14 protein-coding genes are annotated in these 16,141 nt (G+C 60.4%); 7 read left to right on the top strand and 7 right to left on the bottom strand.

The window, feature by feature from the left end:
- Positions 1-18 precede the first annotated feature (18 nt).
- The 5 genes from SH292x_RS00070 (at position 19) to SH292x_RS00050 (ending at position 5,082) form a co-directional block, all read left to right on the top strand.
- On the top strand, positions 19-423 hold the full coding sequence (locus SH292x_RS00070; protein WP_442483522.1) for a hypothetical protein: 405 nt from the start codon (positions 19-21) through the stop codon (positions 421-423).
- 251 nt (positions 424-674) lie between these two features.
- The gene (locus tag SH292x_RS00065) at positions 675-1,496 is read left to right on the top strand and encodes a hypothetical protein (protein WP_442483521.1); all 822 of its coding nucleotides are present in this window, start codon (positions 675-677) and stop codon (positions 1,494-1,496) included.
- Between the two features lie 168 nt (positions 1,497-1,664).
- Complete coding sequence (gene fhcD / locus SH292x_RS00060; protein ID WP_442483520.1) at positions 1,665-2,633, top strand: formylmethanofuran--tetrahydromethanopterin N-formyltransferase; 969 nt, start codon at positions 1,665-1,667, stop codon at positions 2,631-2,633.
- Between the two features lie 358 nt (positions 2,634-2,991).
- Positions 2,992-4,506: a 30S ribosomal protein S1 gene (locus SH292x_RS00055; protein ID WP_442483519.1), complete on the top strand. Its 1,515-nt coding sequence runs from the start codon at positions 2,992-2,994 to the stop codon at positions 4,504-4,506.
- Positions 4,507-4,752: 246 nt separating this feature from the next.
- Positions 4,753-5,082 carry a hypothetical protein gene (locus tag SH292x_RS00050; protein WP_442483518.1) on the top strand — a complete coding sequence of 110 codons (330 nt, stop codon included), beginning with the start codon at positions 4,753-4,755 and terminating at the stop codon, positions 5,080-5,082.
- Between the two features lie 68 nt (positions 5,083-5,150).
- Here SH292x_RS00050 and ahr read toward each other — a convergent pair whose 3' ends face one another.
- Positions 5,151-6,155, bottom strand: coding sequence for an NADPH-dependent aldehyde reductase Ahr (gene ahr, locus SH292x_RS00045; protein WP_442483517.1), 1,005 nt, complete (start codon positions 6,153-6,155; stop codon positions 5,151-5,153).
- A gap of 302 nt (positions 6,156-6,457) precedes the next feature.
- On the opposite strand from ahr, the gene SH292x_RS00040 reads away from it, so the two are divergent.
- Positions 6,458-7,804 (top strand): PQQ-binding-like beta-propeller repeat protein, encoded by a 1,347-nt coding sequence (locus tag SH292x_RS00040; RefSeq protein WP_442483516.1) that lies wholly within the window; start codon positions 6,458-6,460, stop codon positions 7,802-7,804.
- Between the two features lie 69 nt (positions 7,805-7,873).
- Entirely contained in the window at positions 7,874-8,191 is a 318-nt protein-coding gene (locus SH292x_RS00035) for a hypothetical protein (protein WP_442483515.1), read from the top strand.
- 20 nt (positions 8,192-8,211) lie between these two features.
- On the opposite strand, the gene SH292x_RS00030 is transcribed toward SH292x_RS00035, so the two are convergent.
- The 6 genes from SH292x_RS00030 to SH292x_RS00005 all read right to left on the bottom strand — a co-directional run bounded on the left by SH292x_RS00030 (position 8,212) and on the right by SH292x_RS00005 (position 16,141).
- Positions 8,212-9,588: a carbohydrate porin gene (locus SH292x_RS00030; protein WP_442483514.1), complete on the bottom strand. Its 1,377-nt coding sequence runs from the start codon at positions 9,586-9,588 to the stop codon at positions 8,212-8,214.
- A 580-nt stretch (positions 9,589-10,168) separates the two neighbouring features.
- Complete coding sequence (locus SH292x_RS00025; RefSeq protein WP_442483513.1) at positions 10,169-12,733, bottom strand: DNA gyrase subunit B; 2,565 nt, start codon at positions 12,731-12,733, stop codon at positions 10,169-10,171.
- Positions 12,734-12,815: 82 nt separating this feature from the next.
- Complete coding sequence (locus SH292x_RS00020) at positions 12,816-13,220, bottom strand: GxxExxY protein (protein WP_442483512.1); 405 nt, start codon at positions 13,218-13,220, stop codon at positions 12,816-12,818.
- 89 nt (positions 13,221-13,309) lie between these two features.
- Complete coding sequence (locus tag SH292x_RS00015; protein WP_442483511.1) at positions 13,310-13,696, bottom strand: DUF721 domain-containing protein; 387 nt, start codon at positions 13,694-13,696, stop codon at positions 13,310-13,312.
- Between the two features lie 12 nt (positions 13,697-13,708).
- A complete protein-coding gene (gene dnaN / locus SH292x_RS00010) occupies positions 13,709-14,824 on the bottom strand; it encodes a DNA polymerase III subunit beta (protein ID WP_442483510.1) in 1,116 nt (371 codons plus the stop codon).
- 306 nt (positions 14,825-15,130) lie between these two features.
- A complete protein-coding gene (locus SH292x_RS00005) occupies positions 15,131-16,141 on the bottom strand; it encodes a DnaA/Hda family protein (RefSeq protein ID WP_442483509.1) in 1,011 nt (336 codons plus the stop codon).

The raw sequence follows: 16,141 nt of genomic DNA, 5'->3' as shown, positions 1-16,141 counted from the left end.
CCTTGGATCGGTAACTCCATGAGCAGTCCCACTTGCGCCGTGCCCCGAGCCCTGGGTTCGGAGGTCGCCGGCCTGCTCCACCGCATGCAACACAACGTCGCCATCGAGCGGCGAATGACAACTCGTTCGAGCATTCCTTATCTCTTCGAGCTCGTCCCCACCGAGGGCGAGGTCCCCGAGCTGCTCGCGCAGCCCATGGTGGTGATCGGCAAGGACATCGCCGCGCGTGGCATTTCGTTCTACCACCAGAAGCCGATCCCCTACCGCCGCGGCGTGATGACCATCGACCTCGGCGACGAAGGCGTGGTGCGGCTAGAGATCGACCTGCTGTGGTGCCGCTTCACGAGCCTCGGCTGGTACGAAAGCGGCGGCCGCCTCTTAGGCGTGACGAACACCACGTACCCCGCCTCGCAAGCGGGTTAGTCGTCGAGCGGAATTTATTCCGTTACTCAGACGTCGAGCCCCGGGCGTGAGCCCGGGGAGCAGCCCTTCGTTCCGCCGTTCCAGGGAAATCCATGAAAGCTCTCCTCCCTAACGGGAGGGGCTCGATGGGAGCGAATGGCAAGCTCCCTGGATCTCTATCTGCAATAAAACTCCCCCCGGCGCGCGAATCGGGGTATCGTAGTGGGCGGTAGTTTGCCCGCTGGACGATGGTCTTTTGGGGAGTGATATCGATGTTCGCAACACGAGTGGTGGCGTGGGGATTGATCGTAACCTCAGTGTGCTTCGCGCCGGCACTAGCGCAGGAGGTGACGGATCCGTTTGGCGGATCTCCTGCTTCCGCGGTGAAGCCGACCATGCCAGACGCCACTAAAGTGACGCCAGTCGCTTGGGCCGAGGATCGAGACCAACGCACCAGCCGCATTCAGCAGACGCTTCGCGATCCGCTGGACAGCGTGGGGATCGAAGTCGATCAAATGCCTTTGCACGAAGTCATCAGCTTGCTGCGCGAAAATTACGATCTCCAAGTTCAACTGGATCTTGCTGCCCTTGAAGACCTAGGCCTGACACCCAACACGCCAATTGACGCCAGTCTCGAGAACATCTCGCTGGGTGCGGCGCTACGCCTGCTGCTGAAGCCGCATGATTTAACCTATGTCATAAGCGATGAAGTGTTGCTCATCACCTCCGAGGAAGAGGCGCTGACTCGGCTCACGATTGGAGTTTATCCGGTCGGTGATCTGTTCGCATCGAAGGAGGGTTCCGAAGCTGACGATTCGGCCGACCAAAGGCGACGGATTGGGAACATGGACGCCCTGGTACATGTAATTCACTCGACAGTCGCTTCCGATACATGGGTTAATAACGGAGGTCCGGAGGCCGACATCTGTGCCATGCAGCCGGGTTTGCTGATAATCTCACAAACACGTGACGTTCACGAAGAGATTCAACAACTTCTCGCGGCGCTTCGCCTCGCAAAGCAACACGAGTTTGCCATTCCCCACACAGAGGATCCGCCAAAGGAACCCGACCAAGGCGGCGGCGGAATGTTCTAACCCCCTCTCCCCATCGAGCCTCGCCCGTCAGGGCGGGGAGTTTATTTCGCGAGCGCCAACCTTTCTCAGAAACTCCCCTCCGCGGCCTAACGGCCACGGCTCGAATCGTACAACGGAATTCATTCCGTTACCTTTGTTTTAAGTCTTGCGAGAGTGCGAAATAACGGAATGAATTCCGTTGTACGTCGCTTGCCACGTCCTCACTCGCCGGCGATGATGGCACGCATGAACATCGGGCCCACGCTTATCGTCGATACCTTTGCCGAGGCGTTTCGCATGCGTTACGCGCGGCTGATCGTCTCGGCAATCGACGACTACTGGCTCGACGCGGCGACGCGGGAGCTCTGCGGCTACGGGTCAAGCGTCATCCAGTGCGATGCCGAGATCGCCGTGGAGCGGAAGCTCACACCGGACGAGTCGCCCGATGGCCGGCCGGCAGCGGCGGTGCTGGCGTTTGGGTTTTCGACCGAGGGCCTCGCGAAAGCACTCCCCAAACGCGTCGGTCAGTGCGTGATGACTTGCCCCACGACCGCCGTGTACGACGGGCTTCCCGCGACGGGCGAACCGGACGAAGAGCAGGACCGCGTTCCGCTCGGCAAGCACATTCGGTTCTTCGGCGATGGGTTCCAGAAAAGTAAGAAGCCCACCACGCGGCGGTACTGGCGGATCCCGGTGATGGATGGCGAGTTCGTCGTCGAAGACACCATCGGCGTGCAGAAAGGTGTCGCCGGTGGCAATATCATCTTGCAAGGCGTCTCGCAGCGTGTGGCGCTCGACTCCGCGCGGCGTGTGGTCGAAGCGATCGCGCCAATGGCGAACGTGATCACCCCGTTCCCCGGTGGCGTGGTGCGGAGCGGTAGCAAGGTCGGCTCGCGGTACAAAGGAATGATCGCCTCGACGAACGACGCCTTCTGCCCCACGCTCCGCGGCCGCGTCGAGACAGAGCTAGTCCCCGAAGCCCAGTGCGTCTACGAGATCGTGATGAACGGCACCGACGAAACTGCAGTCGCCGAGGCGATGCGGGCCTCGCTCCACGCCGCCGCGGGCGAAGGCATTCCGGCAATCTCCGCCGGCAACTACGGCGGGAAGCTCGGAAAGTTTCATTTCCGGCTGCGCGAGTTGCTAGCAGAGGAATGAGCTGACGATGGCATTAACCTACTGCCGGGGTGTCATCCTGAGGGAGCCTAAGCGACCGAAGGATCTCCGTTGCCATTCGACAAGACCATGGGTGGCTGGGGACGAGTCCTGCGAGCCCCCAGTGTTTTGGTGGTCAAATCTGGTGGGCTCGTGGAACTCGTCCCCAGCCACCCTGACGCCCAATCACGGGCGAGATTCTTCGGGTCGCATTACTCCCCTCAGAATGACATAGAGATGGAGGCGTTTTCTCGATTGTCACCCCTCTGCCCGCTCCCCACGACCCTGCAGCCTTGGTAAACTGTGGGGCTCGGCCAGATGGGTTGTCTGGCGATGACTTTCCTCCGCACTTCGTGAAGCGATGTCCGAAACGCACCCGGAAGCCCCCGTCGACGAAACTGCCACGGCCGCAGTTCCTACTCCCGAGACCAGCTCGCCCGAAGCCAGCGCGACTGCCGAAGGTGAGGCCGCGAGGCCGAGCGAGCGCATTCGCATCGGCACGCAGCGCGAAGGAACCGGTGAGGAGATGCCGGTGGCCAAGGCCACTGCTCTGCCATCCTCCGTCGAGCTGCCGGACAAACCCGCGTCGCGACCCGAAGCGCCGAAGCTGACCGGCAAGATCTATCCGCCACCAAATATCCGCGACCGCCTGAGCGCCGACCTCGAAGAAGAGTTCGAAGCCGCGCTAGGTGGCGAGTCGCTCGACACGTTGATGGATTCGAAACCCGCTTCGGCGGCCATCGAGATTCCCGAAGGGACCACCGTCACCGGCGTCGTCGCGAAGATCTACCAAGACAACTTGTTCGTCGAACTCGGCGGTCCCAAGCAAGGCGTCGTCGCGCTCAAGCACTTCGAGGGCCGCGAGATCCCTGAAGTGGGCACCCAGATCACCGTGATGGTGGCCCGCTCGGGCGACGATGGACTCTACGAGCTGACGCCTCCTGGTGGTGCCGTCGAAGTCGGCAACTGGGAAGACGTCGAAGAAGGCCAAGTGGTCGAAGTCACGATCACCGGCTCGAACAAGGGTGGACTCGAGTGCCAGGTTGCCGGCCTGCGCGGCTTCATGCCGATGGGTCAGATTTCGATTTATCGCGTTGAGAATCCCGAAGAGTACGTCGGCCAGCGGATGAACGCCGTGGTGACCGAGGCGAACCGCGACCGCCGCAACTTGGTGCTGAGCCACCGCGGTGTGATGGAGCGCGAGAAGGCCGAGGGTCGCGAGCGACTGATGGGCGAGCTCGCCGTGGGTCAACTGCGCGAGGGTATCGTTCGCAGTCTGCGTGACTTTGGTGCGTTCGTCGATCTCGGCGGCGTGGATGGTTTGATCCATGTGTCGAAGATGAGCTGGGACCGCGTGAACCATCCGAGCGAAGTGCTCAAGGAAGGCCAAGCGGTGAAGGTGAAGATCGAACGCATCGACCCCGACACCGGCAAGATCGGCCTGTCGTACCGCGAAAGCGCGGAGAATCCCTGGGACAAAGTCGAATCGAAGTACTACACCGGCGCGACCATCAAGGGCACCGTGTCGAAGACCATGGACTTCGGTGCGTTCGTGAAACTCGAACCGGGCGTCGAAGGACTCATTCACATCAGCGAGCTGGCGCACGGCCGCGTGTTCCGTACTTCGGACGTGGTGTCGGAAGGTCAGGGCGTGGAAGTGAAGGTGCTGAGCGTCGACAAAGAGAAGCAGCGTATTTCGCTGAGCCTCAAGGCGCTCACCGAAGCCCCGAAGAAAGCCGGCGACAAAGACGATACCGAAGAAACCGACTTCACTCCCCCGCCCGGCGCACCGAAGGCCCCCGCCAAACGTCAGGGCAACCTGAAGGGTGGCACCAGCGGACCGAGCGGCGGTGAGAAGTTCGGGCTGAAGTGGTAGCAGTCTGAGACGCAACTCATAGCTTGGCACTGTCCCTGCGAGTTACCAAGTATGCCAGACGAGAGGGACGGGGAACTCTATCGGAAAGTACTCGGCTGCCAACCCGAACTTGCAGTGGTCCACCACACCACTGCCTGTTTGGAGGACGTGGCCCCACCGGCCCGGGGTAATACCTCATTCGAGTCGTGGGTTAAATTCTTTCGCAGTGGGCTCGAGCACGAAGGATTCACGTCTGAATCTGACTACGTGACCAAACACTATGCGGACGCTGACTGCCTCGATGCCTTCGCGACCGCCAATTCTCAGCGCTGCCCGCTCGACGCGTTGAACGGGCTGAACTTGGTCGACACGGATCTCTACCCGTCTCACCAGGACGCATGCTCGTCAGTTCCCAACTGCACGGGTTGGTGGCGGTTTTCTAGCATTGGATACAATGCAAGTCGATCGCAAGCCATCTTGCACGAAGACTACGATCATCCGAAGTGGGGTTTGATGGGTATGGGGCACTTTGTGCTGCTTGAACAGTCCCAGCAACAATGGCGAGTGGTTGCCAAGCACATGACGTGGATGTCGTGACAAGCGTTCCAACTCTGTCTTGGCAGCGTCTTACTTGTCCAACCCTCTAGGCTTGCTCGACCGACGCGTTACCAATCCGCCTGAAGCACCACGCGGTAGCGCGCCTTGCCGGCGGCCAGGTGCTGCATCGCTTCGTTGATCTTGCTCATGGGATACGTCTCGACGAGTGGCTTGATGTCGTGACGGGCGCAGAACTCGAGCATCTCCTTGGCTCGCACAATACTGCCAGTGGGCGACGCGCCAATCGACTTCTCGCCGCCGATTAGTGGGAATACTGTAGCTTCGATTTTGTCGACGGCTCCCACGAGGTGCAGCTTGCCACCAGGGCGCAGTGTGCTGATGTAGGCGTCCCAATCGAGCGGGACGTTGACCGTGTCGAGCACCATGTCGAACTTGCCGGCGACCGAACTCAGGGCTTCGCTGTCGCGGGAGTTGAGGAAATGATGGGCTCCCATCTCGCGAGCTTCGGCCTCTTTGTCGGGCGAAGTGCTGAACGCCGTCACATCACAGCCCCAGGCGTTGGCAATTTGAAGTGCCATGTGTCCCAATCCACCGATGCCGATGACGGCCACGCGAGCCGTGGGCAGGATTTGGTTCTCGACGAAGGGATTGAAAACCGTGAGTCCGCCACAAAAGAGTGGTCCGCAATCGACCGACTCGATGCCATCGGGAATCGGAATCGCCCAGGCAGCCTGGGCTCGTACTCGGTCGGCAAAACCACCGTGCCGACCGACGATGGTCCCTTCGGCGGTAGGACACCTGTTCTGATAACCGGACTGGCACTGTTCGCAGTGCATGCAGGAGGCCGAGGTCCAACCTATGCCGACGCGCTGGCCCACTTCGAGGCCTTCGACGTCTTCACCGAGTTCCACAATGCGACCGGCGACCTCGTGACCACCCACGAACGGGTAAGTCGTGATCCCCCAGTCGTTTTGCTTCATGCTCAAGTCGCTGTGGCAAATGCCGCAGTACTCGACCGCCACCTCGACCTCATCTCGACCCAAAGTTCCGGGATCGAACTCGATAACTTCGAAATCACCTTCGGCCGAGTTCGTGGCGTACGCATGAAACATGGGGGGCATTCCTTAGGGTCTGTCGGGCGGTCCACGTTGCCGGGCAGTATATCGCGCGTGGAAACAATCGCAACTTGGCGGGTGCTCGCGGTGTTCCATCGTAAGTCGAAGCCCACCACCCTCTCGCGGCTGACCGAAGCGACCATCGCCACCTCGCTGACGGGGACCTAAAGTGTGCGTCCTAGCCGGTTCTGATAGACTTAGGCGAGCCGAAGGGCGCTGTCGAAGGCGGAGGCAGCGCACGAGGCTTTGAAAAGTGATAGGCAACTACCATTGCTTTCCCTCCACGCAGCAACATTGATATGAAATTCGTGCCACCCGTTTTCGCCTTGCTCTTGGTGATCGCGTTTACCGCTGCTAACGATGCCACCGCCGCCGATTGGCCGCAGTGGCAAGGTCCTGCTCGGGATGGCAAATCGGTGGAGACCGGCCTGCTGAAAGAGTGGCCCGAGGGTGGTCCGGCGCTCAAGTGGCGTGCCGATGAGATTGGTGGTGGATACAGCGCTCCGGCGGTGTTCGAAGGACGCGTGTACGGTATGAGCAGTCGCGGTGAGGACGAAGTGGTGTGGTGTCTTAACGAAGCTGATGGCACCGAAGTCTGGGCTAGCCGCATCGGTCCGGCGATTCGCGATGGGTTGCCTCAAGGCGCTGAAGGCGCGGGCTGCACTCCGACCATTGATGGCGATCGCATCTACGCCATTGGCCTCGGCGGTGAAGTGGCTTGCCTCAACCTCGCGGACGGCGAAGTAGTGTGGAGTCGCAATTTCGTTAGCGACTTCGGTGGACTGCTACCGATGTGGCGGTACAACGAGTCGCCGCTGGTCGACGGCAACAAGGTGATCTGCACGCCTGGCGGACCCGAGGCGCTGATGGTGGCGCTCGACAAAACGTCAGGCGAAACTTTATGGACGACGGTACCTCCCGCCGCGGAACCCGCCGCACCTAGCGAGGGTGACGGCGAACAAGAAGGTCGTCGCCGACGACGTGGCGGTCGCGGTCCGCGCTCGGCTGCTGGCTACTCGTCGCCGATCGCGATCGACTTCGACGGCAAGCGTCAGTACGTGCAGTTCACCGCGCAAGCATTGATCGGTGTCGACGCGGAGACGGGCGAGCAACTCTGGCAGTACAAACGCCCCGCCAACAGCATGGGCATCAACTGCTCGACCCCCATCTACAGCGATGGCCGTGTGTTTGCGGCCTCGGCATACGGAGCGGGGGGCGGCATGGCGAAGCTAAGCACCAGCGAAGATGGTGCGATCGCCGCCGAAGAAGTTTACTTCACCAATAAGATGCAGAACCATCACGGCGGCATGATCGTCTCGGATGGCGTGCTGTACGGAACCAACGGCGGCAACGGTGGCGGGTTCCTCCGGGCGATCGACTTCGAAACGGGCGACGACCTGTGGACCGTTCGCGAGGCGCCTAAGGGCGCGCTCTCGATGGCCGATGGCATGCTGTATCTCTACACCGAGAACGGCGAGATGATCCTGGTCGAGCCCAACCGCGAAGAGTACATCGAGCGAGGCCGCTTCGCCCACCCCGACCGCAGCGAGTCCCCCGCGTGGACCCACCCGGTAATCGCCAACGGCAAGCTCTACGTCCGCGATCAGGGGATTTTGTTTTGCTACGACGTGAAAGGGGCGGAGTAGGACGCGAGAAAGTCTTAGCGGCAAGAAGTTGGAATGGAAGTGGAACTAGCCACAACTGGTAACTCCCCGATGACGAATGCCGCGAATAATCCTCCGCAAAGGATGCCATTCAGCGTTTGGCCATGGATGATCGGAATTGCCTGTCTGTTAGTGGCGCTTGGTTTGCGTGCCTTTTATCTTAGCCAAATAGAAGTCCCCGCTTGGGCGAAGAGCAAGATTCAGATAGGCATGGATCGATCTGAAGTACTGGAGCTGCTGGGCCCACCATCCGGGCCTCGTTCTACTGAAAAGTTCTTTGACTACGATCGGCCGGAAGCACCCGGCTGGTTCGTCGTTGAGTTCGACGACAATGGCAAGGTAACGAACATCGACGACGAATCGTTTTGAGGGGCGGCTCAGCGCTAGGATTACATCCCCGCGCTCAACCTCAACCCCACCACCAGCGCCGTGTCATTCGTCACGTCGGCCGGTTCGACGACTTGGAAGTTGCCGGTGAGTTGCAGGCCTCTCGTGAGGGCGGCGGTGTAGTACATTTCGACGCCGTCGACGTCTTGCAGAGTCAGTGCGGGGCTTAAGAGGTTCTGCAGGTCGTCGCTCAGGGCGGTGTGGAAGTAGCCGATGCCGATCGCGTCGTGCGGCCGCGCGTCGCTGAATCCTGCGGCCTGGATCGCGACGTTCGCCGACCAACCGATGGGGCTGGTTGCCTGCTCGGCGAGACCCCATTGGCTCAGGAGGCCAACGTTACGCTTCGGCTGGCAGTGATCCATCCACAGCGTCTGCTCGTAGAAGTACAGCAGCGTGTACGCCCCGCTTTGCGGCACGGCGACGATCCCCTCGTCAGGAACGATTACGAAGCCCGCGGGGTCGAACGCGACGAACTCGCCCGTCGACCAAATGCCACCAAAGCCGTGCGAACCGGGTAGGCCACCCATGTCGGTCAAGAATCGCCAGTAGCCCATGATGTTCGCGCCGTTGGCGAACATGTCGTCGAACCCGCTAGTGGTGGTGATGTCTTGCGTGTCGAACACCATGAGCGCGCCTTGCACCTGCTTGCCCTGGTACTTCTGCACGCCCGCCCCCATGAACGACAGCGGCGCGACGCGGGCCACCGACAACGGAATGACCATCGAGGCGTTCATGAATCCGTTGACGCCCCGGCCCGTCTGCGGATAGAGCGTGTAGAACAAGTCGAGCGCGTTGAACTTGCCAAACACCGCGTGCACCTCGTCGCCGAGGGCTTGGTCAAACGACAGACCAGTGATTGCCGTGTCGTGCTCGCCCGCGTTGGGGTAGAGCATCGCGACGTTCACGGGCGCAAAACCAACCGCTTCGCGATTCACGTCCTGACCGAAGCGGGTCTCGACGTGCATGTTCATGGTCGTGCCCTGCCATAGGCCGAGCTTCCCACTGTCGAGGATGAAGAACTGATCGACCTTGCCGCCGTACTCGAAGCCGGTGTCGGCTCCGCCATCCGCCACGCCTTGGTAAAACTGCGTCAGCACGGGGCTGTAGATGAAACCGCTCTCGGCCATCTGCATCATCATGGGGGTGAGCTTCGCCGTGAGCTCGTCGCACATGGGAAAGCTAAGGCAGTAGCCACAGTCACTGCTCGAACCAATGGCCGAGCCGCAGCCGCAGGCGTCGCCGCAGTACGGCTCGACGGAAGTCTCACAACAAGAGGCGAGCTCCACCTCGGGCCACTCGCTGGCAAGCACCGACGCGCTGCCAACACCGACGCCCAATGCGCAGAGTCCTACCCGCACCCATTTCGCCAATCGCACCATCCGACCACCTCCGTGTATCGAGCGCGACGCGCACACAGCGCACCACCGTCACGAGTATCGGCGGGCTGGAGGGAATGGCCGCAGGCGGGGGCGGCGGGGACGGGGTGTGCGGGTTGGGTAAAGCTGGGGGCCGTGATGGGCTCCTTCTAAGGCCCCTAAGGCACACTTCGCCTACAACCTACTGGAACATCGAAGCTCCTGCGACGAACTCGAAGGGACTCAGGCAGTTGAATAGCAGTGGTACCACACAAGGAGTGAATCAAATGCTAGAGCAACTTCGATATCGTTCCAGTCATCGCGAAGGAGCAGTACTTCACGGACTTCAGCTTGTTGAGGAAGCTTTATCCCAGCAAACTTCTCAAGATGCTCGGCCAGTTGCTCCCAATATGTCCAATTGGACGGCGTGGACAAAATGGTCGTAATTGACCCTTCACACCCGATCAAATGAGCTCGCAGATCTGGGCACTGGCTATGTGGCGAAGCGATTGCAATCGTCAAACACTGCTCGGTATCCGGAGGATCAAACTCGTATTGATCGCACGTGATCTTTCGCACCAATTCAGCCTTTCATCGACCCGCTCTACACGTCCAGATTCTTCACATCCAGTGCGTGCTTCTGAATAAAGTCCCTGCGCGGTTCGACCTGGTCGCCCATCAGGACGCGGAACAGGTCGTCGGCGGCGCCGGCGTCTTCCATGCGGACTCGCATCAGCGTGCGGGCTGTGGGGTCGAGCGTCGTGTCACGAAGCTCTTCGGCGTTCATTTCGCCCAGACCCTTAAATCGAGTGATCTGCAGGCCTTTTTCACCCGCCGAGCGGATGGCGACCGGCAGGCCGCGGAGGTCTTCGAGGCCCGTCTCGTGCTCGCCGCGGCGGAGCGTGTACCGGGATCCCTCTTCACCAGTGCGTTCCTGCGGGATGAGCGATTCGATCTCGAAGCCCATCTGACGCAGGTCACCCAAGAGCGTGTTGATGGTCCGCACCTCATGAAGTTCGACGATGCGAAGCTTGGTGCTCGCCGCGCCGTTGGTTTCGGCGGGGGCGCCATTCTCGCTCGGCTGGGCTTCGGTTGGCGCTGCAACGATGCCAGCGTCGATCACCAGTTCGCCACCGCTTGCTGCTTCTTGCTCTTTGACGAACGCGTCGAGTTCTTCCCGGCCCGTAAACCAGTGCTCGTTCGAACCGAGGAACACGTGATACACCGGCAGTTTGCCCGTCTCGGGAATTTGACGGAAGGCGTGCAGCTTGAGGCTGATGCCGCGACGCTCCAGCGCTAGGATCGACTCTTCGAGCGAGGCGAGCGTCCTGACCAGCTTGGTCATCTCTTCGCCTTCGATCAGTCGGCCATCGCCTGGATCGAACACCGAATCGCCCAGACCAAGGTCCAAAAGCTGGGCCTTCATTTCCTCTTCGGTTTGCACGTAGTTGGTTTGCTTGCCCTTGCGCACTCGGAACAGCGGCGGCTGGGCGACGTACACGTGACCGCGGGCGACCAGCTCGTACATCTGCCGGTAGAAGAACGTCAGCAGCAGCGTGCGAATGTGCGAACCGTCGACGTCGGCGTCGGTCATGATGACGACGCGGCCGTAACGACGCTTCGACAAGTCTTGCTCGGCACCGATGCCGGTGCCGACGGCCGAGATCATGCTTCGCACTTCTTCGTTGGCCAGCACTTTGTCTTCGCGGCTCTTGTAGGCGTTGATGATCTTACCCCGCAGAGGCAGGATCGCCTGAAACTCTCGCATCCGGCCACCCTCGGCCGATCCACCGGCCGAGTCACCTTCCACGAGGAACAGTTCGCACTTGTCGACGTCCTTGCTCGAACAGTCGCGAAGCTTGCCGGGTAGGCTTCCACCCGAGAGGGCCCCTTTGCGTTCGCGAAGCAATGCTTTCGCCTTGCGAGCCGCTTCGCGAGCTTCGACGGCCATGATCGCCTTGTTGACGATCACTTTGGCGGTCTTGGGGTTCTCTTCGAAGTACTTGGTCAGGAACTCGCCGAACACCGAATTGACGATGCCTTCGACTTCGCCGTTGCCGAGCTTGGTCTTCGTTTGACCTTCAAACTGCGGATGAGGCACCCGGCAGCTGATCACCGCGGTGAGACCTTCGCGGACGTCGTCGCCCGAGGGGACGAGGTCCTTGAACATGCCGGTGTTCTTGCCGTAATTGTTCAGGCACCGCGTCAACGCCGAGCGGAAGCCCGACATGTGCGTACCACCCTCGGTGGTATTGATGTTGTTGACGTACGAGTGGACGTTCTCGGTGTACTCGCTCGAGTACTGCAGCGCGATCTCGATCGTGACCCCTTCGGCCTCCGCCGACACGTAGAGCACGTCGGGGTGCACCGGTTCACTCGCACGGTTGAGGTGCACCACGAACTCGCGAATACCGTCCTCGTACTGGAACGTTTCGCTCTCGCCGGTGCGGGCATCGGTGATACTGATCTTCACGCCTTGGTTGAGGAACGCTAGTTCCTGCAAACGTTTGAGCAGCGTGGCGTAGATGTACTTGGTGGTTTGGAAAATTTGCGGATCGGGTTTGAACGTGGTCTTCGTGCCCCGCTTGGTGGTCGCACCCACTCGGCGGATCGGGCCCTTGGGCACACCGCGCTCGTACTCTTGATGATGGACGTGGCCATCGCGAGAAACTTCGACCTCGGCCCATTCGCTGAGGAAGTTCACCACCGTCACGCCCACGCCGTGCAGACCGCCGGAAGTTTGGTAGGCACCCTTGCTGAACTTGCCGCCGAATTTCAGCACGGTCATCACGCCTTCGAGCGTCGAAACCTCGCGGTCCATTTGCTCGGAGAGTTGCTCGTGCTTCTCAACCGGAATACCGCGGCCATCGTCCTCGACTGTCACCGATCCATCGCCATTGATCGTGACCCGAACTTCGTTGGCGTACCCCGCCATCGCTTCGTCGATCGAGTTGTCGACCACTTCGTACACGAGGTGATGCAAACCACGGATGGTGGTGTCGCCGATGTACATACTCGGCCGCTCGCGAACGTGTTCGAGGTCGCTCAGGTGCTCGAGGTCCTTCGCCCCGTACTCGCTGTTGCCCTCGATCTTGCGAGCCGGCTTCGCGGCCTTGGGCTCATCGCCCTCGGTAGGATCCAATTCGTACGATTCGTTCTCGTCTGCCATTCAATTACTTCCAATTATCTACGCGGGTCTTGAAGGCCAATTCTTTTGAACAGAAGGACGCAAAGGGAACGAAGTAATTGACTTACTCCATGTTCGCGCCCGGCAGAATCAGCCGAGATACCCCGTCAGTAAGCTTTAGTGTGTTGAAATTGATGATTAAACCTAGCGGCACATCAAGTAGCTTCATGTAACTTAAGAGTTGGGCTTTGTTGATGGGATGTACGGTATCCACCGCTTTCACTTCCACGAACAAACACCCATTAACGAGCAAGTCAAATCGCAACGGATCCTCTCGCTCAAATTGTTTGTATCTCACGATCACCAGGCGTTGCGATTCCACCGAATGACCACGTAATTGCAGTTCCATCGTCAAACACCACTCATAAATCGATTCGAGCAAACCAGGACCTTTGTCTCTATGCACTTCAATCGCCGCGCCTATCGCGTCACGCGACAACAAATCTGCTTGTGAAAACAGGGGATGCATACTAGCTAACCAATCTTTCCACGATTGACGAACACAATCCTTCGTTACCTTTGTTTCCTTCTGTTCAATAACTCGACCTTGCCAGATCGTTATCCAATCGTTCCGACTCGATATCGCACGTCGGTTATTTTTGCTTCCGGTAGTTGTTGCTGTAATGCGGCGATGATTCGGCGGCTGTCGAAGCTCAACTCTTGGGAGATCGCCGAGTGGGCGACCGTGACTTCTAGCTTTCCGCGGCGGACGGCTACCGGGAGTGTCCTCGCGGCGTGGGCTGGGCCTACGATTTTCTCCCATACTTCTGCAAGTGCCGCGTTCGAACTGCTCGATGCATAACGGTTCTTGATCATCACCGTCGCTAGCACCTTGCCGAGCGATTGTGGCTCGCGGGCGTAGAACCTCCGCCGCTCGCGCTCCGTTCGCTTGGTTTGGTAGGCCAGTTTGTCGGCCGTTTCGCTGTCGACTTTGATGGGTTCCATGGCAGAGCTCGTTTAACGGTCGCGGGCCAGGGGCATCACGACGTAGCCGTAGCCGTCGTCGGTCGTAAACACCGCCGCCGAGTCGCCATCCACGAGGTCGAGCGTGCAGGTCTTCTCGGCGTCGAGCACCTTCAGGAAGTCGCTCACGAACCGCGGGTCGAGCGTGATGGTGATCGACTCGCCCGAGTAACCAATCGGCATCTCCACGTGCGACTGACCGACGTCGGCCGTCTTGCCTGCGAGGGTGAGCGTGCCGTCGCCGAAAGTGAAGTTCACGCCACGGCTTTCGTCACTGGTCACAATCGCTGCTTGACGCACGGCCGCCGCAAACGGTCCGACCGGCAGTTCGATCTTCGACGAGCCACTACGCTGTGGAAACACATCCCGCCAGCCGGGAAAGCGACCTTCGAGCAAGCGGGTGTAGAGAGTCGCGCGGGGAGTCTTCACTAGCACTTCGTTCTGTCGCACCGCGACCTGCACTTCGCCATCGTCGTCGGAAACGGTCCGTTCGATGAACGACATGGCTTTCGACGGAACGATGGTCGCCTCGCCAAAACTGGTGGGGTCGCCCACCTTGTTGATCGGACCCTCCATCTTTGCCAGTCGGCGACCGTCGGTGCCGATGGCCGTGATGTTCTGCCCATCGCTCTCGAGCTTCACACCACCCAGGGCATAGCGGCTACTCTCGTTGTCGGTGGCGTACAGCGTGCGACGGATCAGCTCCTTGAGCAACCGCGCGGGGATGTCGAAGTACGACGACTCGTCAAAGCTGGCGACCGGCGGGTATTCGCCTGGGTTGGCGACCGGCAGGTTGAACTTACTCCGCTCGCCCTTGAACGTGGTGGTCTGGCCGTCCGACTCGATGCGAAACGCTTCGTCGGTGCTCTCACGCAGGATCGAACCGAACTTATCGGTCCGCAGCAGCACCACGCCAGGGGCTTCGACTTCGACGCCATCCACGGCGTAGCGAATCCCCTGCTCCAGGTCGGTCGCCATCAAGGTGGCACCATCGCTGGTGACGTCGAGCTTCACGTTCTGCAGAATCGCCTTGGGGCTACGTGCAGGAGCAGCAGGTGCAACGGCTGCAAATGCTTGGAGTAGCTTCTCACGGTTGGCAACAATCTTCATGGCATTCCCTCCGTAGTCCAATACTGTATTTAATCTTTTGTGTTGTTATTAAAGCGGGGCTCGCAGGTGTCGATAACTGCAGGCTCGACGGATCTAAGTTGTATTGCCGAAGCGGTTTACGGCTATGCGAGCGTGGTGGATAACGCGTCGATGAGTGGTTGACTGGTGGTAGATGGCTTGTCGATGCGTGTTGATGGTTTGTTCGTAGCGAATGCGGTTCACTGCATGTCGACAGGGTTGGCGAACAGTTCGCGACCACTCGTCGACAGGTTTTCCACGCCGCTGTTCACGGGCATGGAGTTGGTCTCATTTTCGAAGTAGTCGCCCCAGGTCGTCGATCGCCGAACGCAAGGCGGCCTCGCGGGCGATGCGTTTTTCGGTCTGACGATGGCTGTGCATGATGGTCGTGTGATCGCGTCCACCCAGCTGCTGGCCGATTTGTTCGTAGCTCGCCGAGGTGAGTTGGCGGGCGAGGTAAATCGCGGTCGCTCGGGCCGAGACCACCGCCGCCTGCCGCGAAGCACTGGTGAGCATCTTCAGCGGGAGCCGGTAGTAGCGGGCCACCACGCGGACAATGTCGCGGAGTTCGGGGGCTTGGGCCGCTTTGCGTTTCTGCAGGAAGTGACCCAGCGTGTCGGCTTCGAACTTCGCCCCCGGCCCAAACTGGCGGGCGAGGTCAGCCACCAAACGAAATACTTCGCGGGGCTCCGGCGAGCTGTGTTCGACCAGCAGTTTTTCGGCCTCGGGCGAGAACTGCCAGCGGTAAGCCACACCGAGCTCGGCGATCAGCTCGCGGCGGGCCTCGACGCCGAGCGGGGCGATTTCCAGCGTCAAACCGCTAGCAAACCAGTTCACGAGGTCGGCGAGCCAGCCTTCGAGGTGGGCGATCGGCCGGGCCGAGGTGACCACCAGCTTTCCCCCCCGCTCTTCGAGTTCGCGAGCCAGTTGCAGCACTTCCTGCTGAAAGTTGCTTAGGCCCGGCAGATGGTCGATATCGTCGATCACCACCAGCGGAATCTTCGCAAGCCGCTCGCGCCACTGGCGGGCTTCCCCGGATTCGATAGATTTTGCGAAGTCGCGGCGTAGGTCGTTGGCGGTGACAAACACCGCGCGGTTCGTGCGCGCGGCTTGGGCCAGATCGGCGGCAAGGTGCGACTTGCCACTACCGGTCGCGCCGACCAGCACGAGCGGGCTCGAAAGCCGCTGCCAGGCGGTGGGGTCGACGGTGTCCGCTTCGAGTACTTGGTGCCAGGCGTGCATTACCGCGGCGAGCAATCGGTTCTCGCTGCCCGCCACGAATTCGACCGGCATCGCCAT

Origin of the sequence: Aeoliella fuhlenseeensis, assembly GCF_052161615.1 — a bacterium.
Lineage (GTDB): Bacteria > Planctomycetota > Planctomycetia > Pirellulales > Lacipirellulaceae > Aeoliella.
This window is presented reverse-complemented; position numbering and strand designations above follow the sequence as displayed.